The sequence below is a fragment of the Parazoarcus communis genome (assembly GCF_003111665.1).
GTDB classification, from domain to species: domain Bacteria; phylum Pseudomonadota; class Gammaproteobacteria; order Burkholderiales; family Rhodocyclaceae; genus Parazoarcus; species Parazoarcus communis_B.
Map to the genome: position 1 here is coordinate 232914 of NZ_CP022188.1, position 22493 is coordinate 255406.

Sequence of the window (22493 nt, forward strand, 5' to 3'; positions counted from 1 at the left end):
CAGCCGCCCCCACAGCAGGCACCTGAGCGCCAGGTCACAAGGCGCAGATGCAGGATTCATGCACCAGCACGCATGTCACATGCCGGCACTTGCGTTAACATGGCGAGTATAAGATATGCGGGTAGGGACATACTGGGGGCCAATGCATGAGCGTAATGAGTGCAGTTTTTCTTGGCGGAGCGGTGATCGCCCTGCTTTATGGCATCGTCGTATACAACGGCTTGGTGCAGCTCAAACACAACGTGGCGAAGGCTTGGGCCAACATCGACGTACTGCTCAAGCAGCGCCACGATGAGCTCCCCAAGCTGGTGGAGGTCTGTCGGCAGTACAAACAGTTCGAACAGGAAACGCTCGCCCGCGTGACCGAAGCTCGCGCACGCGTCTCCAGCGCCCGCGAGAAGCACGATGTCGCCGCCCTTGGCGCTGCAGAGGGGATGTTGCGGATGGGGCTCGGTCAGATCTTCGCCGTTGCCGAGGCCTATCCGGAACTGAAGGCCAATGAGCATTTCATGCAGCTTCAGACTCGCATTACCGCGCTCGAGAACGCCATTGCAGACCGTCGCGAGCTTTACAACGAATCGGTCAATGTCCACAACATTCGGATCGAACAGTTTCCGGACCTGTTCGTCGCCAGGCTATGCCAGTTCGTCGCCCAGCCCCTGCTTGAGTTTGCGACAGCCGAAAAGACCGACGTGGACATGAAGGCCTTGTTCAGTGCCTGAGAACCTGTCGTCCTTGCACACATCGTACTGAGGCATGCTGGTTCGCCTGCGCCGCGACGGCCTCAATGCTGCGCTTCCGTTTGCCCAGCTCGCGCTGATCGTTTTTGCACTTCGCGCCGACACCGGCTGGGGCAGTGTGCTCGCGCTCGCCCTGCTGCTGGCGACAGGGCTCTTCGGCTGGTTGCGTTCGGTCCGACACGCCCGGCTGATTCTCGACACGCCCACCTCACGCATCGCCTCGGCGGCGCAGGGTTATACCGAGCTGCGCGGACGCGGCCACCCACTGGACGGCACGCCAGTGCTGTCCCCGCTCAACGGCCTGCCCCTGCTCTGGTACCGCCTCTCCATTTATCGCAAGACCAGTGACGGAAAATGGCGCCATACGGAGACCAGTGAGAGCGATGCCTCCTTTCTGCTCAACGATGGCTCCGGCGTCTGTGCGGTAGATCCGGAAGGCGCAGAGATGCTCGTGCGTCGTCGCGATGTCAGCGAACGCGGCGATTTGCGCCAGATCCAGTGGTCATTGCTCAAGAACGATCCGATTTACGTGCTGGGTGATTTTTTCACGCTTGGCAGTATCTCGCCGGATCTGGACATCTCCCGCCAGGTGCGCGAACTGCTCGCGCACTGGAAATCGAACCAGCCTGAGCTCCTCAAACGTTTCGATCTCGACGGCAATGGCAGCATCGACCTGCAGGAGTGGGAACTCGCCCGCGCCCAGGCCAGACGGGAGGTCCTGCGACAGCGCGACGAGATCCTCACCGCGCCCGAAGCCCACGTTGTACGAAAACCCCAGCAACGCCTGTATCTGATTTCGGACCTTGACCCTCAAGCCCTCGCGCGCCGCTACCGCTGGTGGTCAATCTTTCACCTCGCAGTTTTTCTGGGCGCAGCGGCGGCCACGGCCTGGCTGCACCAGATCGGCCTGTTCTGAAAAGGCCTGGGCGCCTCGGCTTCCAGCCCCCAGGCCGGCCGCGGCCTAGCCAGCGCCCCGGCTCTCCAGCGCCTCCCAACGCAACATCGCTGCATCGATCTCGCCTTCGATCTCATCCAGACGGGCGCTGAGTTGGGTCACCTCCTGTGGCGCACGCTGATACAGACCCGGATCAGCGAGTCTGGCCTGTACCGAGGCCTGCTCGGCCTCGAGCTTTGCAATTTTGTCGGGCAAACCCTCGAGCTCGCGCTTCTCGTTGAACGACAGCTTGTCGGCGCGCTTTGCCACCGGCTTCTCCGCCGCGACCGCCTTGCTTGCGCTCGCCTGCGTGCGCTGCGCGGCGACACGCTGCGCTTCGCGCTCGGCCTGTACCCGCTGCCATTCAGCGTAACCACCCGCATATTCGCCCCAGTGACCATCCCCCTCCGCCGCGATCACCTGTGTGACCACGTTGTCGAGAAAGGCGCGGTCGTGGCTGACCAGAAACAGCGTGCCGTCATAGCTTGCAAGCAAATCCTCAAGCAGATCGAGGGTTTCGATATCGAGGTCGTTGGTCGGTTCGTCCAGCACCATCACGTTGGCAGGCCGCGCAAACAGGCGTGCCAGCAAGAGGCGATTGCGTTCACCGCCCGACAACGACTTGACGGGCGAACGCGCACGCTGAGGCGCGAACAGGAAGTCGCCCAGATAGCCGATCACGTGCTTGCGCTCACCGCCAATCTCGATGAAATCCGATCCCGGGCTGATGACCTCGGTCAGGGGAAGCTCAGGATCGAGCTGGGCGCGCAATTGGTCGAAGTAGGCGACGGTGAGCCGGGTGCCACTTCTGATACTGCCCTCGTCCGGCTCGATCTCGCCCAGAATGAGCTTGAGCAAGGTCGTCTTGCCCGCACCATTGGGGCCGATAAAGCCAATCCGGTCGCCGCGCATGATCCGAGTGGAGAAATCACGCACCACCACGCGGTCGCCATAGGCTTTGGTCACATTGGTCAGTTCCGCGACCATCTGCCCGCTTTTCTCGCCACGATCGACCGCCAGATTCACGTTGCCGAGGCGATCCCGTCGCGCCACGCGCTCCCTGCGCAGCGCTTCCAGCCGCCGAACGCGGCCTTCGTTACGCGTGCGCCGGGCCTCCACTCCCTTGCGAATCCAGACCTCCTCCTGCGCCAGCATCTTGTCGAAGCGCGCATTGGCCTTCGACTCAGACTCCAGCTCCTCTGCCTTGCGCCGCAGATAGTCCTGGAAGCGGCCGGGATAACTCGCGAGCTTGCCGCGATCGAGTTCCGCAATGCGTGTTGCCACGTTGTCGAGAAACACCCGGTCGTGGGTAATCAGCATCACCGCACCGCGAAAATCCCGGATCAGGCCTTCGAGCCAGAGGATGCCGTCGAGGTCGAGATGGTTGGTGGGCTCGTCGAGCAAAAGCAGATCGGGCTCTGCCACCAGCGCGCGGGCAAGCGCAACACGCTTGATACCGCCGCCCGACAGGCTCGACACCATGGCCTCCCCCGGCAGCGCCAGCAGCCCGAGCATCTGTTCGACGCGCTGGCTCAGACGCCAGCCATCCGCTGCTTCAATTGCATGCTGCAACGCATCGAGCCGGGACAGGGCGTCAGCGTCGCCGTGGTCGGACACCGCGACCATGGCCGCATGGTAATCGACCAGCAGTTGTGCGGCATCGCCAAGCCCGTCTGCAACGGTGGCAAAGACATCGCGATCGAGCGGGAAGTCCGCCTCCTGAGGCACATAGGCAACCGTCAGCCCGGACTGGCGCCACACAGTGCCGTCATCAAGCGTTGACTGGCCAGCCAGTGCGCGAAGCAGGCTGGATTTACCCGAACCGTTACGGCCGATGAGCGCAACGCGCTCCCCGGCATCAAGCTGAAACTCGGCGTGAGCGAGCAGGTCGACGTGACCGAAGGCAAGACAGGCGTTGTCGACAGATAGAAGTGGCATGGCGTGCTCGACTGTGGCGAATTCTGAAAAGAGAAAGGGATTTTAACGGGCTGCACCCTTCGCGGACACAAAGCCGCATAATGCAGCGCAACATTTGGACAGCCGACCAGTGTAAGGATACGGGGAAGATACCGGGTGAACACACTGCTTTCACGACTTGCCGAACGCGCCGCCAACGAGACCGATCAGACCCGCATCTGGGTGGAACTGGTCGACAGCATTCGCCCGCCGCACGCCAGTCGTCATGAAACGGCCAGTGAAGCCCTGCGCTCGCTGACGCACATCCTTGCGCGTCGCGACGAGTTGAGGCGCCCACTGCGATCAGCTTTCCTGCGCCTGTTCATGGAACGCAAGCAGGTTTCACTCTACGTGTCGTCCGGGCTGCTACCCTCCACGGGCTTCTTCTCCGAAACAGCCCGACGCATCTCGGACAAGTTGCTGCCCGACGTTGTCGACACAGCCTACATGAAGGATGTGCTGTCGGTGGTCTTTCATCGTCACGACGACGAAGTCTGGGTGAATGCGATTGCCGATGAAACCTGGATCGACTTCATCCATGCATTGCTCGCCCCCGAGGGGGATGCGATTCCCGCCAGACCCGGCCACAAGGCGCCGGTGGCGGTCACCGAGATCCTCGAAGCGCTGCGCATGCTGTCGTACCACGTTTCGGCCATCGGGCTCGACCCCGAACTGGTTCGGGTGGACCCGAAGCTCGAGGAGGTGGAGTCTCCGTTTCTCGCCCAGAATGCGGAAATCGTCCGTTACCTCCGCCACTACAAGACGTGGTGGAGCGCGCCGGACACCCCGATTGATGACTCGGATCACCTAACGGTCATGCTCGACCAATGCGCCGAGGTGCTGCTGCGCATCCGCCGTCGGGCCATGCGCCGTGGCACGAGCCTGACCCTGACCTTCAAACTTGAGCGACTGCGACAGCACCTTGAGCGTATCGGCGAGTTGCTCGGACTATTGCGTGACCTCTACGCTTCACGGCTGCTGATGCCCCTGCTGCCGCGGGCGGTCAGATTGTTCAAGCGACTGGTGCACGCCGAATGCCGCAAGAACCGCCTGTCCGATTACTGGGGGAAGAACGTCGAACTCCTTTCCCTGCGCATGACCGAAAGCGCCAGCAAGACCGGTGAGCGCTACATCGCCTCGAATCTGCGCGAGCATTTCGAACTGCTGCGTTCAGCGGCGCTCGGCGGTTTCATCATCGCCCTGATGGCCGCCCTCAAGGTTCTGATCGACCGCCAGGACTTTGCCCCCCTGAACGAACTCCTGGGCTTCTGTCTCAACTATGGCCTCGGTTTCGTACTCATCCATATGCTCGGCGGCACCGTCGCAACGAAACAACCTGCGATGACGGCGAATGCAATTGCTGCATCGATCGGTGAAACCCGGGGCAAGACGCGCAGCCTGGACAACCTCGCCGACCTCATCATCCGGACCATCCGCAGCCAGGGCGCAGCGATTCTGGGCAACGTCGGCATCGCCGTGCCGGTCGCGATAGGACTTTCGCTCGCCATCCTGGAGCTCACAGGCACACAGTTCATCGACACGACCAAGGCCGCTGCCCTCCTTGATGAAGCAGCCCCGCGTGGCAGCACCCTGTTCTTTGCCGCCGTCGCAGGGGTCTGTCTGTTCCTGTCCGGCCTGATCTCGGGCTATTACGACAACCTGTCCGCATACAACCGGGTTCCGCAGCGCCTGCTGCAGTTGCGCTGGCCGCGGCGACTCCTCGGCGAAGCACGCATGGCACGCATATCACGCTATGTGGAGAACAATCTGGGGGCGCTCGCAGGCAACTTCTTCTTCGGATTTCTGCTTGGCGGCGCCACGGCCCTCGGAGTGCTTTTCGGGCTGCCGATGGATATCCGCCATATCGCGTTTTCCTCGGCCTATGCCGGCTACGCCATTGCAGCGTTCGACTTCACCCTTCCAACGCATGTGCTGAGCCTCGCGCTCGGCGGGGTCTTGCTGATTGGCGTGGTCAACCTTGCGGTAAGCTTCACCCTCACGCTGTATGTCGCCATGCGGGCACGGCGCATCACCTTCGCACAGGGCAGGACACTAAGCACTCTGGTGCTGCGGCGCATGCTGTTTCGGCCCAAGGATCTTTTCATCGCACCACGACGGAATGGCGCGGCTCAGCGGACTGACGCAGGACCACAAACGCGCCAGCCCCCTTCGAAAACGACTTCACCTGCCGAAAACAACCGAACGCCGGACGGAGAAAAGACGCCGCCGCCCCAATCGCCGCTTTGAACAGCGGCGCCAACCGGATAGAATGCCGGCCGGCCTCCTTGTAGTTCAATGGATAGAACAGCCGCCTCCTAAGCGGCAAATGTGGGTTCGATTCCCGCCGAGGAGACCAACGCCCATCAGGCTTGATGGCCTCAGTTCAGGCCTTCGATCAGGTTCGCCAAGTATTTGACGGGAATCGCATAGCTGATGCCCGAGGGGCTGCTCAGAATATTTTCCTTCGTCGTCTTCACGAACACCATGTTGACGACGCCGAGCACTTCTCCTGAATCGGGGTCGAACACCGGGCTGCCGCTGTTTCCCGGGTATGCGGTAGCGTCAAGCTGATACACACGAAAGGCACCGCCTGCCAGACGCCTCACCAGGGCAGGGTTCAGATCACGCGCATTGCCCTGTGGAATCCCGATCGGCGTGAGCGCAGAAATGATCCCGCGATGCGTGACAGGCGTCATGCCCAGTGCATTCCCGATTGGAAAGCCAGTAAAGGCGATTGACTGCCCTTCCTGCGCGCCGCCGTTACCCGAAAGCGCCAGAGGTGGGAGCGAATTTCCCGCGTCAAGACGCAGCACCGCAAGATCTCGCTCCGGGTCGACCGCAACCCGGGTAACCCGTCTTACGCCACGCGTCTGCTCGTCTCCGGGCAGAACGACAACGAGCATTTCAAACTGATCCTCCGAAACCACATCGGGGATAACGTGCGCATTGGTTGCAATCAGGCGCCCATTGCCAACCGCAAAACCTGTCCCGAGAAAACGAAAGGGGGGGCTCCGGGTCTGCTGGTAAGTGCCTACGGCGACCACCGACTCCTTGATGTGCGGCACGGTCTCGATCAGCCCTGCAGCAACCGGCAGAGCCAGGATCAGGGCAAAACCACAGACCAGAATGCGTGCGGCACGAGACAGAACGGGCAAAAGCAAACCAATCATGAGTCCTGCTCCTTTTGCGCGGCCAGGCGAAAAGTGGAGATCGCCGAACTGGGCGCAACGACACTGCTGTCGTATGGGTGCTGACGATTGCGCACGAACGCGAGGATGCGCTCGACGTATTTCTGGGTCTCGCGATAAGGAGGTACGCCGCGATAGCGTTCGACCGCCCCCTCTCCCGCATTGTAGCCGGCCGCCACCAGCGCAATGTCGCCTTCGAAGTAGGCAAGCAACCAGCGCAGATACGCCAGCCCCCCCTTGATGTTCTCTTCCGGGTCGAGCGGTTTGCGCACGTTGAAGCGCTCGGCTGTCTCCGGAATGAGCTGCATCACACCCATTGCGTTCTTCGGCGACAATGCCGACGGATTCAGATTCGATTCGGCAAGTGCAATGGCAAGCGCAAAGCGCGGCCGGATGCCGTAGCGCGGCGCATGCTCCACCAGCAAACGGGCAATCCGCTGCCGGTCTCCCGACATCGCTGCAATCAGCTCATCGGCGGGCCACTCGGCGAGCAGCGTGCTTGCCGGCGGATGCAGACAGTCGGGCACGGCGCCAGTGTAGTCACCCGTATAGCGCGTCATTTTTTCTGCATGAGCATTGCCAAGGAAGGCAGCCATCGCAAAAAGGGTACCCGCGTACTCGTCGTTGCGGACTACACCGCGTGCATTGGCGTACATCCAGCCAAGGGCATACATCGCCTCGGGGTCGCCCAGACGCGCTGATTCACAATAGAGCACCGCAGCGTGCTCAGGGTCGCGGCGCACACCTTCCCCATGCTCGTAACTCAATGCCTGCTCGGCGAGATACCGCGCCTGACGGGCGAACGCCGACGCAACCTCGTCCTTCGACGCCGCATGCGAGGGGGAGACACTACATAACAGCAAGCTGGCAGAGAACAGCCCCCACCTGCCCAACCGGCGCCAGACCGATACGCTCGGCATCATGCCTGGCGCGGGGAACATCAAAGCCGCCAAACCCGCGCGCCGGCCGACTTCAGCGCGTCGGGATCGTAGGCCGACTTGACGTCAGTGAACACGCCATCCGGCACCAGTTTCTCCAGAATGCGCTCGACCGGCATCTGCAGATATTCGCTGTGCGACACCGCGGCGACAATGGCCTGCGCCTGCGGGAGATCGTCCCATTCGGTCAGACTGACACCGTATTCATGCAAAGCCTCATCAGACTCGGCAACGGCATCATGCACGTGCACCTTGCAGCCATAGCTCTGCAGCTCACGAATGACATCGATGACCTTGCTGTTGCGCAAATCCGGGCAGTTTTCCTTGAAGGTCAATCCAAGCACGATGACATCCGCCCCCTTGATGCTGGAACCCGCACCAATCATCTCCTTGACGGTCTGCTCAGCAACGAACTTGCCCATCCCGTCATTGATCCTGCGTCCTGCCAGGATCACCTGCGGGTGATAGCCGAGCATGTCCGCCTTGTGGGTCAGATAGTAGGGGTCGACGCCGATACAGTGTCCGCCAACAAGGCCCGGCCTGAACGGAAGGAAGTTCCACTTCGTGCCGGCGGCCTTGAGCACCTCGAGCGTGTCGATCCCGATCTTGTGAAAGATCAGCGACAACTCGTTCATCAATGCAATGTTGAGGTCACGCTGGGTGTTCTCGATGACTTTCGCCGCCTCGGCGACCTTGATCGAACTGGCCGGATAGACGCCAGCCGTGATCACCTCACCGTACACCTTGCTGACCGTTGCGAGCGTCTCCGCCGTATCGCCAGAGACAACCTTCACGATCTTGGTGACCGTGCGTTCCTTGTCACCCGGGTTGATCCGCTCAGGCGAATAACCGACAAAGAAGCCTTCCTTCCACTTCAATCCGGACTCGCGCTCAAGGATCGGAATGCAGACCTCCTCGGTCGCCCCCGGATACACGGTCGATTCGTACACGACGATAGCGCCAGGCTTGAGGTTTCGCCCGACGGTCTGGGACGACTTCACCAAAGGCGTGAAATCCGGCTGATGCGCCTCATCGACGGGCGTCGGCACTGCGACGATAATGAAATCTGCGTCCTTGAGCACGGCAGGGTCAGTGTGGCAGCTCAGCTGAGTTGCCGCGCGCAGATCTTCCGACGAAACCTCACCAGTGGGATCGACAAAATCACGATAGGCAGCAACCTTCTCTTCCGACAGGTCGAAACCCAGCGTGCGAAACTTCTTTCCGAACTCAACGGCCAGGGGCAAACCGACGTAGCCCAGGCCGATAACGGCGATCGTACTCATTGACGTGTGTCCTTGATCAAATCAAAAAATTCAGTGCTGAAGCATCAAGCAAGACAAGCGTCGGGGTCTGTGGGCAGACATTGCGCCTAACATAGCCCCGACTTCCAGGAACATGCTGATCAAAGCGTCTTAACAGGATGTTGATTTAATAGGTTTTCCAGCATCCATGCGGGTTGTGAGGCTGATATAATTACATCTGCATTAAGAAACTGATTATTCTCATGCGCGGCATCGACCATAAACAGAACGCCCTGTTCAGCTACGTCAATATCGAAGACCGCATTGACCGGGATCATCCGTTGCGCCGGATCAAAACGCTGGCCGATATGGTTCTGCGCACGATGTCGCCGCAATTCGATGCGTTGTATGCCGATGGTGGCCGCCCGTCGATTGCACCGGAACGCTTGTTGCGGGCGTCGCTGTTGCAATGTCTGTTTTCGATTCGCTCGGAGCGTGCGCTGGTCGAGCATATCGATTTCAACATGATGTTCCGGTGGTTCGTCGGCATGACGCTGGACGAGCCGGTCTGGGATCACTCGACGTTCAGCGCCAATCGCGAGCGGCTCCTCAAGGAGAGCGTGATGCGCGAGTTCTTCGGTGGCGTGGTGGCGATCGCCGAATGGGCCGAGCTGGTGTCGGACGAGCATTTCAGTGTCGACGGCTCGCTGTTGCGGGCGTGGGCCTCGCACAAGAGCATGATGGCCCGGGACGGCTCCGACGAGCCGCCCGGACCGGATCAGGGACGCAACCCCGAGGTGGACTTTCGCGGCAAGAAGCGCTCGAACAAGACGCACGTCTCGCGCACCGACCCGCAGGCCCTGCTCGCCAGCAAGGGCGGCGGCGTGGCGTACCTGAGCTACACCACGCATGCGTTGGCCGAGAATCGTCACGGTCTGATCGTCGATGTCCACACTACGACCGCCACCGGAACCGCTGAGCGTGAGGCGGCGTTGGTGATGGCCAGGCGCAGCATCAAGCCCGGCAATTCGGCGCACAAGCCGACGCTGGCGGCCGACCGGGGGTACGACACCGCCGAGTTCATCGCCGCGCTCGAGCCGCTGGGCATTGCCCCGCATGTCGCGGCCAAGGTCAAGGGCAGCGCCGTGCCCAATGAGGTGAAGTCGTCCCCCGGTTACGCGGTCAGCCTGCGCCGACGCAAGATGATCGAAGAGGCCTTTGGCTGGGCGAAGGATATCGGCACGCTGCGCCATGCGATGGCGCGTGGGCTGGATCGAATCCGTGCGCATGCGTTGCTCAATTTCTCGGCTTATAACCTGACGAGATTGGGCAATCTGCTGGCGCCGTAATTCGCGGGCGCCCTGGCGCCCTGCGGATGGGAAACGTTGTAGTCGAAAACCATGTCTTTGCGGCGACAGGAGCGCTGCTGATTTGCGGTAGCACAATCGACGGAAAAGTCAGCTTGAATCGGCATGATCACGGGGAAGCGGGCGATTTTCAAAGTCGATTTTTCCCAGGGGACTGGAAACCGAAGGTGAACCCGAGATTTTCAACACCCTGTTAAGCAACTCCGCCGCCTCTGCCTGGATAGGCGAGCCAGCTTCCAGCTTGGGCATCAAAGCCTGCAGCATTTTTTTCGCATCAGCCTTGCGGTCAAGCCTGGCGTAGGTTTTTGCCAGATTCAACCGCAGCGTTGCGATGTCCGGCGCAAGGGATACGGCACGCTCAAGGTTGGCCACCCCCTTCTCGGTCTGCCCAGCGTCAACCTGGATCATCCCGATCGTATCGAGCACCACCGGATTGTCCGGTGCAGCCGCCAGCGCCTGCTCGGCATAAGCCATTGCCTGCCCATCCTTTGCGGCTGCTGCGGTCCATGCAAGATTGTTCAGAACCAGGGCATTGCCGGGAGAAAGTTCGTTCATCGTGCGGAACAACTTCAAGGCATCACCATAACGTTTCTCGCCGAGCGCACGTTCAGCCATATACCCACGCGCAACGAGATCGTTTGGCTCGGCACTCAGCCACTCGCTCATCACCTTGTCTGCTTCGGCCTTGCGGGAGCTTCGCGTCAGCGCAGAATGAAGCTTGTTCACCAACTCACCACTCTTGCCGCGATCCAGGGCCTTGCGGTAGGCAGCGGCAGCCTCTGCCCATTTCCCGTTGCTGCCAAGCACATCACCCTCAAGCGCATATCCGACCGCAACAGTCGACTGCTGCTTCTGAACCGTCTTCGCCGTTTGCAAGGCTGCATCCCGGTCACCACGAGACATCTGAATGGCAAACAGTCGTTGCTGAGCCTCAAGCAAGTCGGGTTTCAGTGCGAGGGCCTTGCGCAGACTCTGCTCCGCCGCACCGTAATCCTTGCTCTGTCGCTGTGCATCCGACAGCAGAACCAAAGGCCCGGGAGACTGCGGGGCGAAGCTGCTCAGTTTGTTCAACGTGGCAATGGCTTGCTGCACCTCTCCCGCTGCCATCTGAGCACGCGCGAGCGCCTCGATCGCACGCGGGTCGGAAGCGTGCGCAGTCGATGCCTGCTGGGCGACCGTCATGGCTTTTGCCGGCTCACGCGCCCTCAGGAAGTGCTGAATCAGGGCAAGTTGAGGCGGCAACAGCCCGGGGCCGGCGGCCGCTGCGCGCTCGAGGCTGGTCAGAACCTCTTTCGGGTCGGATCCGGTTGCACTCTGAATGTCCGCATAAGCTAACAGCGCCTCAACGTTCTCCGGAGTGGCCTTGATAATGCGCTCGAAGCGCCCCTTCGCGACGTCAGGCTTCTTGTCCGCAAGATCCAGGCGCGCCAGATTGATGGCAGCCGCGAGAAAACCGGGTTGAAGCTCAAGTGCTTTGTCGAAGGCGAGACGCGCACCGGCAACGTCGCGTTTCGCAAGAAGGATTCCGCCCTTCAAATTATATGTCTGTGCACTATTCGGCTGTTTTTGCTCCAGTACCTTCTGGGCATCAAGCGCTCGGTCAAATTCACCGCTGCGCATATGCGCAAGAATCAACGCAAGGTCTGCCTGCCCGGAGCTCTCATCAAGCGCAGAAGCAGCCTCAAGGTCGGCGTATGCGCGTGCCACGTCGCCACCAGCCAAGCGGGCAACCCCAAGCCGGGCCCGTGCGCGAGCGTCGTCAGGGGACCCCTGTGCCGATTTAGCAAGGAACACCTCAGCCTTCTCGTAGTCCCCGTTGGCAAGATAGATCTGTCCGACAAGACCAGCCAGAGCAGCATCCAGACTCGGCGAGGCCAGCAGGGGTTGAATGATCTCGAGCGCACGAGATGCTTCGCCCGTTGCAAGGTGGGATGCTGCAAGCAACCTGCGAGCGAGAGCTTGCCTTGGCGCTCGGGCAACTACCATGGATAGATGCGGTCTTGCCTGTGTATGTTCGTTCATGCGAACCAGCACCGAACCTGCCAACAACCTTGCCGGCAGGAACTCCGGTGCGTTCTTCACGACTTCCAGAATTTCATCACGCGCCTCAGGCAGGCGACCGTTGCGAAAGTCGAGAAACGCCTGCACGTATCTCGTAGAAGGATGCTTGGGGGCAATCTTCTTCATCGCCTCCAGCTGCGTTGCCGCCCCTTCGAAATCGTTCTGCCTGAGCATGAGCGACACCAAGGCGAAATTCTGGCTGACCGAATCCGGTTCCGCCTTGACTGCCGCCTTGAGCGCGGTTACTGCCGCCGCCTCATTGCCTTGCGCCATCATTACGTCGGCGAGCAAAACGTGTGCCTCAGCCAGGTCCGCCCTGCGTGCAATCACCGACTCAGCCTCAGCGAGTGCGCCGGGCGCATCGCCGGAGAAGAGCTTGGCACGCCCAAGACCGACGCGGGCAAGATCGTCTTCGGAATTCAACTCAAGCGCGCTCTCAAACGCCTTGCGAGCCTTCGGCACATCGGCTTTTACCAGGTGTGCCTCCCCCAGAACGCCAAGCAATTGGGCCTGCGCATTCGTGTCCGTCAACGTCGTAGAGCCGAAGTCTTTTAGTACTCGATCAACCTCGGCAGAGCTCAACAGCGCGCGAGCGAGCAAAGGCGTAACCGTATCGGCCGGATAACCGTACTGCAGCGCACGCTCAAACTCTTTCACTGCGCCCAGCATGTCCCCTTGTTCAAGATTGATCTTACCCAGTAGGTAGCGCCCCTCGGCCAGACTTCCGTCTTCCTGCAGCGCGTTCTTGAGCTGAATGACTGCAGCATTCAAGTCATCCTTCGCCATATAGCTCTTTGCCGACTCAAGCATCGCCTCTGGACTATCGGCACACCCCGCCAGCAACACGGCAGAAACGAGCATGGTGACGGCACGGCGGGCATGTTTAGGCCACTTGGAATGACTCCGGTTAATACGCGTCTTCGACAAGATCAATTCTCCTTCTTCAATCCGAAACGATTCATGAGATCGTAAAGCGAGGGGCGGCTGACGCCGAGCACTTCAGCAGCTTTTGCGATGTTGCCGTTGGTTCGGGCGATGACGCGCACGACCGCCCGGCGCTCTGCCTCGTCCCTGACCTGCCTGAGGTTGAGCATCTCAAGATCCTCATCTGCACTCTCCAGACCAAGGTCCTCTGCCGTGATCCGGTTGCCGTCAGCCATGATCACCGCGCGTTTCAGGCAATTCTCAAGCTCCCGCACATTGCCAGGCCATGCATGAGCCTCAAGAGCGGGAATCGCATCCTCTGCCAGATGCATGCTTCCACGGCCGTTCTCGGAGGCGAAGCGCTGAACGAAAGCATGCGCAAGCAGAATCGCATCCCCTTCGCGCTCACGCAGCGGCGGGATATCCACCACGATCTCGGCAAGTCGGTAATAGAGGTCCTCGCGAAACAGCCCGGCCTCGATCTGAGCCTTCAGGTCGCGATGGGTCGCACAGACGACACGCACATCGACCGGGATCTCCTGGCGCCCACCGATGCGTTCGATGACCCGTTCCTGCAAAAACCGCAGGAGTTTCGCCTGCAGTGGCATTGGCAAATCGCCAATTTCGTCAAGAAAGAGCGTGCCTTTATGAGCGGTTTCAATCTTCCCCGGCGTCTGCTTAGCCGCGCCGGTAAAGGCTCCTTTCTCGTAGCCAAAGAGTTCGCTTTCGAGCAGGTTCTCTGGAATCGCAGCGCAGTTGATCGCTACAAAACGCTCCTTGGCGCGAGGCGACATCGTATGCAGGCCGCGGGCAAGCACTTCCTTGCCGGTACCGCTTTCTCCGAGCAGCGCCACTGTTACAGCAGCAGAGGCAACCTTCTCGATCATCCTGCAGACCTTCAGCATCCCTGGATCGCGCGTCAGCAGCCCGGAGAGCGGCCCCGTCTGACTCTCGCGAAGTCGGAAATTCTCTGCCTGAAGGTCATGAAGCCGAAACGCACGCTCAATGGTCAACGCGAGCAACTCGGGCTCGAAGGGCTTGCCGAAGAAATCGTACGCCCCCATGCCCACCGCACGCACCGCGTTTTCACGGTCGTGCTGCCCTGTGAGCACAATGACCTTGGTGTCGGGCGCCAGCGCCAGCATTTCGGCAAGGAGCGCAAAACCTTCGGACACATCATCGGGAGCGGGAGGCAGACCAAGGTCCATGGTCACAACGGCGGGTTCATGGCGACGCAATTGCGCAATCGCGCTCTCCCGATCGTTGGCCACAACCGTCTCGAAACCGTCGAACGCCCAGCGCATCTGCTTCTGCAGGGCCGGGTCGTCTTCAACGATCAGTAAGGTTCGCTGCTTCTCAGCCATGCTGACTGACCACTCCCTGATCTTCAGTGGAACTGCCCCGGATCATCCGCGGCAAGACTATGGTGACGCAGGTGCCGACCCCCTCCTCGCTTTCGAAATGGACGTCCCCACCCAACTCCCTGATGTACTGCCGGGTCTCATACACACCGATACCCATACCGCTCGTCTTGGTGGTTTCGAAAGGCCGGGCAAGGCGGTCACGAAGAAAAGCCTCCGACATGCCGCGCCCGGAATCCTGCACGACGATCCTGATTCTATCGTCATCACCCTCATCCAAACGGACTATTACCTTACCATCCTCCGGAGTCGCCTCAAGTGCATTTTGCACGATATGCCCAATCACTCTCTCAAGTCGCTCGGGGTGCGCGCCAACCGACCAATCGCCACCCGGTGGGAGCAAGAGTTCGACGTGGGGCAACTGTGCCCGCCGCCGCCGACAAATCGCCTCCAGCGTTGAAGTGACGTTAACGGTTCGCGTCGGGTCGATTGAGCGCTTCTCCTGCAATTGCGCCATCAGCCCTCGCATGCGCGCTTCAACATGCGCCACAGTCTCCAGCATGTCATCCTGAAACTCGGGATTGTGACGGTGGCGCTCAGCGTTCTTCAGCATCAACGAGAGCTGGGCAACGAGGTTCTTCAGGTCGTGAACCACGAAGGCCGACATGCGATTGAACGACTCGAACTTCCGCGCTTCGAGCAAAGCCTCCGCTGACTGCATCCGCGCCAGATAACTCGCGGCCTGACGCTGTGCGGTCTTGAGCAGGTCCAGCACCTCCCAATCGACATCGAAACGCGCTCGGGGTGCGCTCAGAACGAGGAATCCCGCCAGATTCCCGCCACTCTTAAGCGGAATCAGCAACCAGGCGTCAGGAAACAGCGCAAGCCACTCCGGCAGCACAAGCCCCTTGTACACGGCCGGACTGGAGCGATACTCTTCAAGATTGATCACCCACTCGCGCTCATCAAGGAACCGCAGGAATGGAGATTCTGGCGGTTCGGAAACATCCACCTGAGGCTGATTCAACCTGGAGTGGACCGAAATCCGCCCATCCGCCCCCCTCAGCCACAGACTTCCCCCTGGACTCTCCACCAGATCCGACAAGGCCTTGATCACTGACTCACCGAGATCGAGCTTCCCATCGGCCGACGACAGAGCCTGGGTAAACCTGAGCCACTCATTGCGATAGTCATAACGATAAGGAAACAGGTGCTTGTTGATCAGCACCCGCATTCGTGCACGCTGGGCGCCCGAGAAGAAGAAAATGGCCAGCAACAGCAGTGCGGCAAACAACAGGGCAGCCTGAAGCGCACGTCCCCAGTCGCCACCGAAGTAACGGACGTAGTACCCCGCGCCTGCGACTGCCAGCAAGTACAGTCCGGCGACAGCCAACGCGGTCGAATGGAACACGGCCTCTCTCGACATCGCCATTCTCAGCGACCACGAGGACGTCCTCGCGCCCGACAGCGCGATCAAGGGCACCACCAGGGCGTGAGCCACGCCACGCACGGCCCAGACATCGGGATCGAGCCGGCCGAAAAGGAAGCCTTCCGCAAACAGGTAGAGCTCGAACATGTAACTGGCACTGAGGCCAAGGCAAAGCGGCTTGAGCCCCCAGCGCGACTCGCGGGGCATGCCTCGGTAAAGCTGTTCAACGAGCACCAATCCAAACACGGCAGCGGCAAGCGCAGCTGAGATCGTGAAGCGCAAGCCCGCGTCGGGAGGGAGCAGCTCGAACCCAGACAGAAGTACGCTGAGGAACTGAGCACCAACAATCAGTGAAGCGCCCCCGACGGGCCATCGCACGCTTGTGGGAATGAGTGGTTTCAGCAGAATCAGCAGAAACGCGAACCAGCAAGCTGAACGAAAGACGTCAAGAACGAGCGCGAGCTGAAACAGCCAGACAGCCTGATTGCTTGCAAATGCAGTCGAAACGAGCGCCCACACAAACGATACCACTACCGCAACGAGCAGGAAGCCCCCCTTGGGAGCTCCGCGCCAGGCTGCGTAGAGGTACACGCCAAACACGAAATAAACGAGGGCCGTCAGGCCATAGCCCCACACCGCGAAATCAGCCAATACTCACTCCCTGCGCAGCCACCCCGACAGTCCCCTTGGGCCAAAGCGGGGGCCGCTCAGAAAGACATGCGAACCCTCAGTGTGCGCCTTCCCCGGTCAGCACGACCCGAACCGTTTCGAAGAGAACCAGCGTATCGAGCACCAGCGTATGATTCTTGACGTAGTACAGATCGTACTGCAGCTTCTGGATTGCATCGTCAACCGATGAGCCGTACTGATACCGCACCTGAGCCCAGCCTGTGACCCCTGGCTTCACGCAGTGACGAACGCCATAGAAGGGAATCTCTCTGGCGAGCTGATCGACGAAATAGGGCCGCTCGGGCCTCGGGCCAACCAGACTCATCTCCCCTACCAGCACGTTCAGCAGTTGCGGCAATTCGTCAATGCGCAGCTTTCTAATAACGCTTCCCACGCGCGTTGCGCGATCGTCGTTCGACGCCGCCCATCTGGGCTTGCCGTCCTTCTCTGCATCGGTACGCATGCTGCGGAATTTGGTCACCTTGAAGGTCTTGCCCCCCAGACCAACACGCTCCTGCCGATAGAAAATCGGGCCGCCATCTTCAAACAGAATCAGCAACGCCGTGATCAGCATGATAGGCGCCGCCAGCAACAGCAGCACCGTTGCGGCAAAAAGGTCGAAGCAACGCTTGATCAGGGCTCGCCCAAGACTCTGCCTGAATCCGTCACCGTAGATCAGCCAGCTGGCACGCAGGGAATCCACCCTCACCTGCCCTTGCACGCGTTCGAAGAAGGAAGACAGGTCAAACACCCGCACACCATCGAGCTTGCAATCGAGAAGCTCACGCAATGGCAGCACACCGCCCCTGCGCTCACGCACGGCAACGATCACCTCATTGACTCGAAGCCTGCGCACGACTTCAACCAGCCCTGAGCCTGACAGCACTTTCCGGGGATCAACCTCGACCGGATCGTCACCGCCGCCTGAATAGAACCCGACAATTTCCATGCCTCCCTGGGCGGGACAGGCAAGCGCGCGCTGCACTGCGAGGGCGTCGGGACCCGTCCCGAGAATCAAGACTCGCGGGGCGAACAGCGAGGAGGCCTGACGGCGATTGACCAGGGCCCTCATCGACAGCACAACCCCCAGCATGAGCAGAACCGATGCCTGCATCGCGCCAGAGTTGAACCCCGACCACGGGAGCCAGCGAAAAACGCCGTAAGCGACAGGGAGACTGACCAGCACCGACAGCAAGACCCTCGCAATGGCGGCACGATGCGAATACTGTGCCGCGGGTCGATACAAACCCATTGCCGAATTCAACGCAACCATCAAAAATGCGAAACTCAGGGCGGAAGGAATCACGACCTCCCACTCGACGGTCTCTGCGTGCGCCTGGAAGGTCACTGCGAGCACGACTGCAACAAACAGCAGCAGGGCATCAAGCAGGATCTGTTGCAGCGTATGTGACGGGAAATAGTGGCTGAATACCTTCAGCATGATTTTTCCTTCAAACCAGTCATTGAATGCTCTTGCGCCAAGGATGCACATCACATGCAACCGTGCGTATCCCTGTGGATACGATAGCGGATCACTCCAGACACGCCCGTTAAACCGGTCACGAACCGCAGCTGTGGCGCCTTCTCGAGCAGCGAAAAAGCCATAATCAACTGTTTTATATTGATTTTTATACTTGGTTATTTTTCGCCGTCAGGATATTAGCACAGGCGTATTGCATTCCCGCTGTGCAGCAAAAAATGGCAGCAGTCAGGCTGCAGGCGCCCTCTGCCGGGCTGCACATAGGATATGCTTGAGCCACCGAACGACGATTCAGACCCCTTTCCGCTCACTTCCAGGAGAAATCAATGGCTAACGAAGTTCGTGACTTTTCGGAGATGTATGGTTACAGCTACGAGGACCTCAAGGAGGGCATGACCGCCGCCGTCTCCCGAACCGTAACCGACGCAGATATCCTCATGTTTGCAGGCGTATCAGGCGATACCAATCCGGTGCACCTTGACGCAGAGTTTGCGGCCAGCACCATGTTCGGCGGCCGGATTGCGCACGGGATGCTGTCTGCAGCCTTCATTTCGACGGTTTTCGGCACGCGTCTGCCGGGACCGGGCTGCATCTATCTGTCCCAGACCCTGAAGTTCAAGGCGCCCGTCAAGGTTGGCGATACCGTGGTCGCACGGGTGACGCTCACCGCGCTCAAGCCGGAAAAGCGACGCGCCGTTTTCAGCACGGTGTGCACAGTAGGGAGCACCGAGGTGCTGGCAGGCGAGGCCGAGATCTTTCTGCCGCCGCGCGGCTGATCAGCGACGCGTAAACGGAAATCACAACCGGAACGCATGACCGGTTGTGATTAAGGTGCTTGTTGCCTTGCACGGCACACACTGCCATTTCGCGCGAACTGTTAATTCGCGCTTTGGCGGAACCCCTCGCTAATCGGCGCGCTTGCTTGCGAGTCAGTCCTCGACGCTGGCGACGACAATCCCGATGGCCGAATCTGCATCCTGCGAGAGCGCAAGACAATGCTCACCGCCGCCGACGAGATAGAGATTGAAGCCATCCGCCTCAAATGCGGGAGACAAACGGGCCGGGATATCGTCTTCGGAACAGGCGACGAAACGCAGACCGGGCCACTCCTTGCGCAGTACGCTCACACAGGCATCACCGAGCCCCTCATGGGCGACGAGCGCGGCAGCCTTGGCCAGAATGGCTTCGGTAATCATGCGTCAAGCTCCGCGCCTGGCATGTAGCGCTGCAAACTGGAAGGCGCTCTGCCAAGCAGCTTGGCAAGCCATGGCGGCGGACTCTGCAGCGTCCCCTGCAACTGCGCAAGCACCTCGCGCGCAGCACCACCGACCGGATACTTCACTGGATGAATCCCCGCACGGACGACTTTCGCTGCCGCCGGGCCGCCGATCGACTGCATGTACGCAAGATGACAGTCCCCGATCAGTTCGGCGCGCGCGACGTTGCGGTCTTCGGCATCATCGGTCACCCGCGTTGAGCGAACCTCGGACAGGAAAATCCCGGTCTCGGACACCAGATAGATCAGGAAGCGGCTGCAGGAGCCGAAGTGCCCGTCGAGCATCTCCCCTGAATTCGAAGCCACCGCGACCCGTAACAGGCCTTCGCCAGCAGGCGCATCGGCATCGGGTACGGGCGCGCCATCGTCAATCCCCTCTCCCCACAGGTAGCGCACGGCAGACTTGAGCGCACTTGCGTCAACGCCAGGGTCGACGATCTCGTCCCCCTGCAGCATGGCCTTGATATCGGCCACGGTCATACGGGCAAGCTTGGCTTCGGTCACTGGGGTACCGAGCCGGTCACCAAGGGAACGCACAAACGCGGATACCTTGACGTCGGGTAAAGCACGCGCGGCAAGCGCGATGCGCAGCGCTGCCTCACGCGTCACAGGGCTGGCTGTGGAACTGGCGGCATTCATGACTGACCTCCCGGGCAGGAAAAACAGACGGGGTGTGCCGTGAGGACACACCCCGGATTCAGGATCAGGCCGCGAGCGGCACGATACAGGTGTCGGTGCCGGGGCAGACCGCGACGCACTGCGGCTCGTCGAACTCGCCCTCACACTCGGTACAGGTATCCGGATTGATCTTGAAGATGCCGCCCTTGTCGGTAATCGACTTGGTCGGGCAAACCGGCTTGCAGTCACCACACGAGGTGCATTCAGCCTGAACGATCTTGAGTGCCATGATGAACTCCTTTCTGTGCGGAAACGCCCTTATTCGGGCGCGTCCACTCGCTTTGCACGCACGGAAACCGGCAGTCGGGCCGGTGCTTCCTGTGGCTGGATGTAATAGGTGCCACCGCTGGCAAGCTTGAGCTCTCCACCCCACTTTTCCGGGGTGTCGAATTCGATCGAGGAGATGTTGTCCTCTAGGTCGCGCTTGGGCAGATAGAACACCAGACCACCTGCGTCGTTCTTGCGAATCATGATATTGGCCACAACGGACCTCCTTGTAGGCTCGGGCCCGAGACCCGACACCGGATCGGCCTGAGCCCTCTCCGGCAACAACCACATCCGGCCGGGCAGGACGGGAGATCGCCCCCGTCCTGCGCCGCGCCGGACGACCTCGCGATCAGCGGATCAGGTCGTAGTTGTAGTCGGTGGTCCCCATGCCGCGGGTCTCGTCATCAAGCCGCTCCAGCACTGCATTGACCAGGGTGGTGAGGATGTACATCGCGCCCTCGTAACCCAGGGTGGTCATCCTGTGCAGGTGGTGACGATCGAAGATCGGGAAGCCGAGACGGATCAGCGGCACCTCGAACTCCTTGCCCTTATGCACCGTATCGCGCTGGATGTACTTCCCGTACGAGTTGCCGATCAGGAAATCGGGCTTGTCGGTGAAGCACAGGCTGCGCAGATGCCACAGGTCAGCGCCGGCGTGGACCTTGCAGTTGGCGCCCACCGGCGACTCGGCCAGCATCTTGTCGACCGCCTTGGCCCAACGCTTGTTGGCGTTGTTGCACACGATGTGGGTCGGCTCGGCACCGAGCTCGAGCAGGAACTTGACCATGCCCATGACGAAGTCCGGATCGCCGTAGAGCGCGAACTTCTTGCCGTGCAGCCAGGTGTGGCTGTCCTGCATCATGTCCATCAGGCGGCCACGCTCGAGCGCCAGCGACTCCGGGATCTCCTTGCCGGTGATCTCGGACACCTTCATCAGGAACTCGTCGGTCCATTCCATGCCCATCGGAATGTTGAGCTTGGGAATGTCGTGGTTCCAGGTGTTCTCGACGAACTTCTTCGTCTTCTCGAGCTGCCAGGGCTGCAGCAGGATGGTGTTGTGCGCGTTCGGCGCGTCCTTCACCTCATCCATGGTCGTGCCGCCCGAGTACATGCGGAACTCACCATCGGACGGGGTATCGAGCACTTCCGTGGGGTCGGACAGCAGGGTCGCATCGACCCCCATCTCGCCCATCATGCGCTTGATCACGCGATAGTTGCCGAGGTAGGTCTCGAAGCCGGGAACGAAGTTGAGCTTGCCGTTGCTGCCGGCAACCTTGCCTTCCATGCTGTTGAGCGTGAAGTAACGTGCAATGCCCTCGAACATGTTGTCCCAGCCGGTGGTGTGGCTGCCGACGAAGGACGGGGTGTGCGCGAAAGGCACCGGGAAGTCCTGCTCGATGTGACCGGCCTTCTTGGTGTTGTTGATGAAGGCGTTGAGGTCGTCACCGATCACCTCGGCCATGCAGGTGGTCGACACGGCAATCATGTCGGGCTTGTACAGTGCCTTGGCGTTCTCCAGGCCGTCGAACATGTTCTTCTGCCCGCCGAACACGGCGGCATCTTCCGTCATCGAGTCGGACACGCAGGAGATCGGCTCCTTGAAGTGACGGTTAAAGTAGGTGCGGAAGTAGGCCACGCAACCTTGCGATCCATGAACGTAGGGCAGGGTCTTGTGGAAGCCGAGCGAGCACAGCACGGCGCCGAGCGGCTGGCAGGCCTTGGCCGGGTTGATGGTCAGCGCTTCGCGCTTGAAGTTGAGGTCCTGGTATTCCTGGGTGGTGGTCCACTGGAACACTTCCTCAACCTTGTCCGCCGGATGGCGTTCTTCGAACAGATCCTGTTTGTTCTTCAGCGACGCCTTGTAGTCGTCGTCACGGAACAGGGGGTAGCAGGGCTTGATATCGTCAACGGTCTGCATTTCTGGCTCCTTGCCTGCGCCGCCAATCTGCGGACGCCAGGCACAAGGTTTTGGGTTGCGCAGGCC

Annotated in this window: 18 protein-coding genes and 1 tRNA gene; 6 read left to right on the forward strand and 13 right to left on the reverse strand. The window is 60.5% G+C overall.

Going from position 1 to position 22493, the window contains the following annotated elements; all coding sequences use genetic code 11:
• Positions 1-146 precede the first annotated feature (146 nt).
• Both CEW87_RS01020 and CEW87_RS01025 read left to right on the forward strand, forming a co-directional pair.
• Positions 147-722 (forward strand): LemA family protein, encoded by a 576-nt coding sequence (locus CEW87_RS01020; RefSeq protein ID WP_108971159.1) that lies wholly within the window; start codon positions 147-149, stop codon positions 720-722.
• A 34-nt stretch (positions 723-756) separates the two neighbouring features.
• The gene (locus CEW87_RS01025) at positions 757-1656 is read left to right on the forward strand and encodes a hypothetical protein (protein WP_108971160.1); all 900 of its coding nucleotides are present in this window, start codon (positions 757-759) and stop codon (positions 1654-1656) included.
• A 45-nt stretch (positions 1657-1701) separates the two neighbouring features.
• On the opposite strand, the gene CEW87_RS01030 is transcribed toward CEW87_RS01025, so the two are convergent.
• On the reverse strand, positions 1702-3612 hold the full coding sequence (locus tag CEW87_RS01030) for an ATP-binding cassette domain-containing protein (protein WP_108971161.1): 1911 nt from the start codon (positions 3610-3612) through the stop codon (positions 1702-1704).
• A gap of 135 nt (positions 3613-3747) precedes the next feature.
• Between CEW87_RS01030 and CEW87_RS01035 the strand changes: the two genes are divergently transcribed.
• Entirely contained in the window at positions 3748-5877 is a 2130-nt protein-coding gene (locus CEW87_RS01035) for a site-specific recombinase (RefSeq protein WP_234421630.1), read from the forward strand.
• Positions 5878-5911: 34 nt separating this feature from the next.
• Positions 5912-5986, forward strand: a tRNA-Arg gene (locus tag CEW87_RS01040).
• Between the two features lie 22 nt (positions 5987-6008).
• Here CEW87_RS01040 and CEW87_RS01045 read toward each other — a convergent pair.
• From CEW87_RS01045 to CEW87_RS01055, 3 genes are read right to left on the reverse strand one after another with little or no spacing between them, the layout of a single operon-like run.
• Positions 6009-6800, reverse strand: coding sequence for a S1 family peptidase (locus CEW87_RS01045; protein ID WP_108971162.1), 792 nt, complete (start codon positions 6798-6800; stop codon positions 6009-6011).
• Positions 6797-7759 carry a lytic transglycosylase domain-containing protein gene (locus tag CEW87_RS01050; RefSeq protein ID WP_234421631.1) on the reverse strand — a complete coding sequence of 321 codons (963 nt, stop codon included), beginning with the start codon at positions 7757-7759 and terminating at the stop codon, positions 6797-6799. Before CEW87_RS01050 ends, CEW87_RS01045 begins: the two co-directional genes overlap by 4 nt.
• Complete coding sequence (locus CEW87_RS01055) at positions 7759-9039, reverse strand: nucleotide sugar dehydrogenase (protein ID WP_108971163.1); 1281 nt, start codon at positions 9037-9039, stop codon at positions 7759-7761. Before CEW87_RS01055 ends, CEW87_RS01050 begins: the two co-directional genes overlap by 1 nt.
• A gap of 221 nt (positions 9040-9260) precedes the next feature.
• Here CEW87_RS01055 and CEW87_RS01060 point away from each other — a divergent pair, with 221 nt between their 5' ends.
• A complete protein-coding gene (locus CEW87_RS01060) occupies positions 9261-10346 on the forward strand; it encodes an IS5 family transposase (RefSeq protein ID WP_075146924.1) in 1086 nt (361 codons plus the stop codon).
• A 108-nt stretch (positions 10347-10454) separates the two neighbouring features.
• Here CEW87_RS01060 and prsT read toward each other — a convergent pair whose 3' ends face one another.
• From prsT to CEW87_RS01080, 4 genes are all read right to left on the reverse strand, one after another.
• Complete coding sequence (prsT, locus tag CEW87_RS01065) at positions 10455-13352, reverse strand: XrtA/PEP-CTERM system TPR-repeat protein PrsT (RefSeq protein ID WP_234421632.1); 2898 nt, start codon at positions 13350-13352, stop codon at positions 10455-10457.
• A 2-nt stretch (positions 13353-13354) separates the two neighbouring features.
• Positions 13355-14713, reverse strand: a complete 1359-nt coding sequence (prsR, locus tag CEW87_RS01070) for a PEP-CTERM-box response regulator transcription factor (RefSeq protein WP_108971165.1) — start codon at positions 14711-14713, stop codon at positions 13355-13357.
• Entirely contained in the window at positions 14706-16790 is a 2085-nt protein-coding gene (gene prsK, locus CEW87_RS01075) for an XrtA/PEP-CTERM system histidine kinase PrsK (protein ID WP_108971166.1), read from the reverse strand. The genes prsR and prsK overlap by 8 nt, the downstream gene beginning before the upstream one ends.
• 76 nt (positions 16791-16866) lie before the next feature.
• Entirely contained in the window at positions 16867-18249 is a 1383-nt protein-coding gene (locus tag CEW87_RS01080) for a TIGR03013 family XrtA/PEP-CTERM system glycosyltransferase (RefSeq protein WP_108971167.1), read from the reverse strand.
• A 365-nt stretch (positions 18250-18614) separates the two neighbouring features.
• Here CEW87_RS01080 and CEW87_RS01085 point away from each other — a divergent pair, with 365 nt between their 5' ends.
• Positions 18615-19064, forward strand: a complete 450-nt coding sequence (locus tag CEW87_RS01085) for a MaoC family dehydratase (RefSeq protein ID WP_108971168.1) — start codon at positions 18615-18617, stop codon at positions 19062-19064.
• Between the two features lie 153 nt (positions 19065-19217).
• On the opposite strand, the gene CEW87_RS01090 is transcribed toward CEW87_RS01085, so the two are convergent.
• From CEW87_RS01090 to nifK, 5 genes are all read right to left on the reverse strand, one after another.
• Positions 19218-19484, reverse strand: coding sequence for a DUF6129 family protein (locus CEW87_RS01090; RefSeq protein ID WP_108971169.1), 267 nt, complete (start codon positions 19482-19484; stop codon positions 19218-19220).
• A complete protein-coding gene (locus CEW87_RS01095; protein WP_108971170.1) occupies positions 19481-20203 on the reverse strand; it encodes a dinitrogenase iron-molybdenum cofactor biosynthesis protein in 723 nt (240 codons plus the stop codon). The genes CEW87_RS01090 and CEW87_RS01095 overlap by 4 nt, the downstream gene beginning before the upstream one ends.
• Positions 20204-20267: 64 nt before the next feature.
• Entirely contained in the window at positions 20268-20471 is a 204-nt protein-coding gene (locus CEW87_RS01100; RefSeq protein ID WP_108949287.1) for a 4Fe-4S dicluster domain-containing protein, read from the reverse strand.
• A 29-nt stretch (positions 20472-20500) separates the two neighbouring features.
• Positions 20501-20725 (reverse strand): putative nitrogen fixation protein NifT, encoded by a 225-nt coding sequence (gene nifT / locus CEW87_RS01105; RefSeq protein WP_108971171.1) that lies wholly within the window; start codon positions 20723-20725, stop codon positions 20501-20503.
• A 133-nt stretch (positions 20726-20858) separates the two neighbouring features.
• Entirely contained in the window at positions 20859-22427 is a 1569-nt protein-coding gene (nifK, locus tag CEW87_RS01110) for a nitrogenase molybdenum-iron protein subunit beta (RefSeq protein WP_108971172.1), read from the reverse strand.
• Positions 22428-22493 lie beyond the last annotated feature (66 nt).

Bases quoted from the DNA above. Each gene is read 5' to 3' on its own strand.
- CEW87_RS01095 (WP_108971170.1), bottom strand. From the start codon at position 20,203: ATGAATGCCGCCAGTTCCACAGCCAGCCCTGTGACGCGTGAGGCAGCG.
- CEW87_RS01025 (WP_108971160.1), top strand. From the start codon at position 757: ATGCTGGTTCGCCTGCGCCGCGACGGCCTCAATGCTGCGCTTCCGTTT.
- nifK (WP_108971172.1), bottom strand. From the start codon at position 22,427: ATGCAGACCGTTGACGATATCAAGCCCTGCTACCCCCTGTTCCGTGAC.
- CEW87_RS01020 (WP_108971159.1), top strand. From the start codon at position 147: ATGAGCGTAATGAGTGCAGTTTTTCTTGGCGGAGCGGTGATCGCCCTG.
- CEW87_RS01030 (WP_108971161.1), bottom strand. From the start codon at position 3,612: ATGCCACTTCTATCTGTCGACAACGCCTGTCTTGCCTTCGGTCACGTC.
- CEW87_RS01080 (WP_108971167.1), bottom strand. From the start codon at position 18,249: ATGCTGAAGGTATTCAGCCACTATTTCCCGTCACATACGCTGCAACAG.
- CEW87_RS01045 (WP_108971162.1), bottom strand. From the start codon at position 6,800: ATGATTGGTTTGCTTTTGCCCGTTCTGTCTCGTGCCGCACGCATTCTG.
- CEW87_RS01085 (WP_108971168.1), top strand. From the start codon at position 18,615: ATGGCTAACGAAGTTCGTGACTTTTCGGAGATGTATGGTTACAGCTAC.
- prsR (WP_108971165.1), bottom strand. From the start codon at position 14,713: ATGGCTGAGAAGCAGCGAACCTTACTGATCGTTGAAGACGACCCGGCC.
- CEW87_RS01050 (WP_234421631.1), bottom strand. From the start codon at position 7,759: ATGTTCCCCGCGCCAGGCATGATGCCGAGCGTATCGGTCTGGCGCCGG.
- CEW87_RS01100 (WP_108949287.1), bottom strand. From the start codon at position 20,471: ATGGCACTCAAGATCGTTCAGGCTGAATGCACCTCGTGTGGTGACTGC.
- CEW87_RS01060 (WP_075146924.1), top strand. From the start codon at position 9,261: ATGCGCGGCATCGACCATAAACAGAACGCCCTGTTCAGCTACGTCAAT.
- CEW87_RS01090 (WP_108971169.1), bottom strand. From the start codon at position 19,484: ATGATTACCGAAGCCATTCTGGCCAAGGCTGCCGCGCTCGTCGCCCAT.
- CEW87_RS01055 (WP_108971163.1), bottom strand. From the start codon at position 9,039: ATGAGTACGATCGCCGTTATCGGCCTGGGCTACGTCGGTTTGCCCCTG.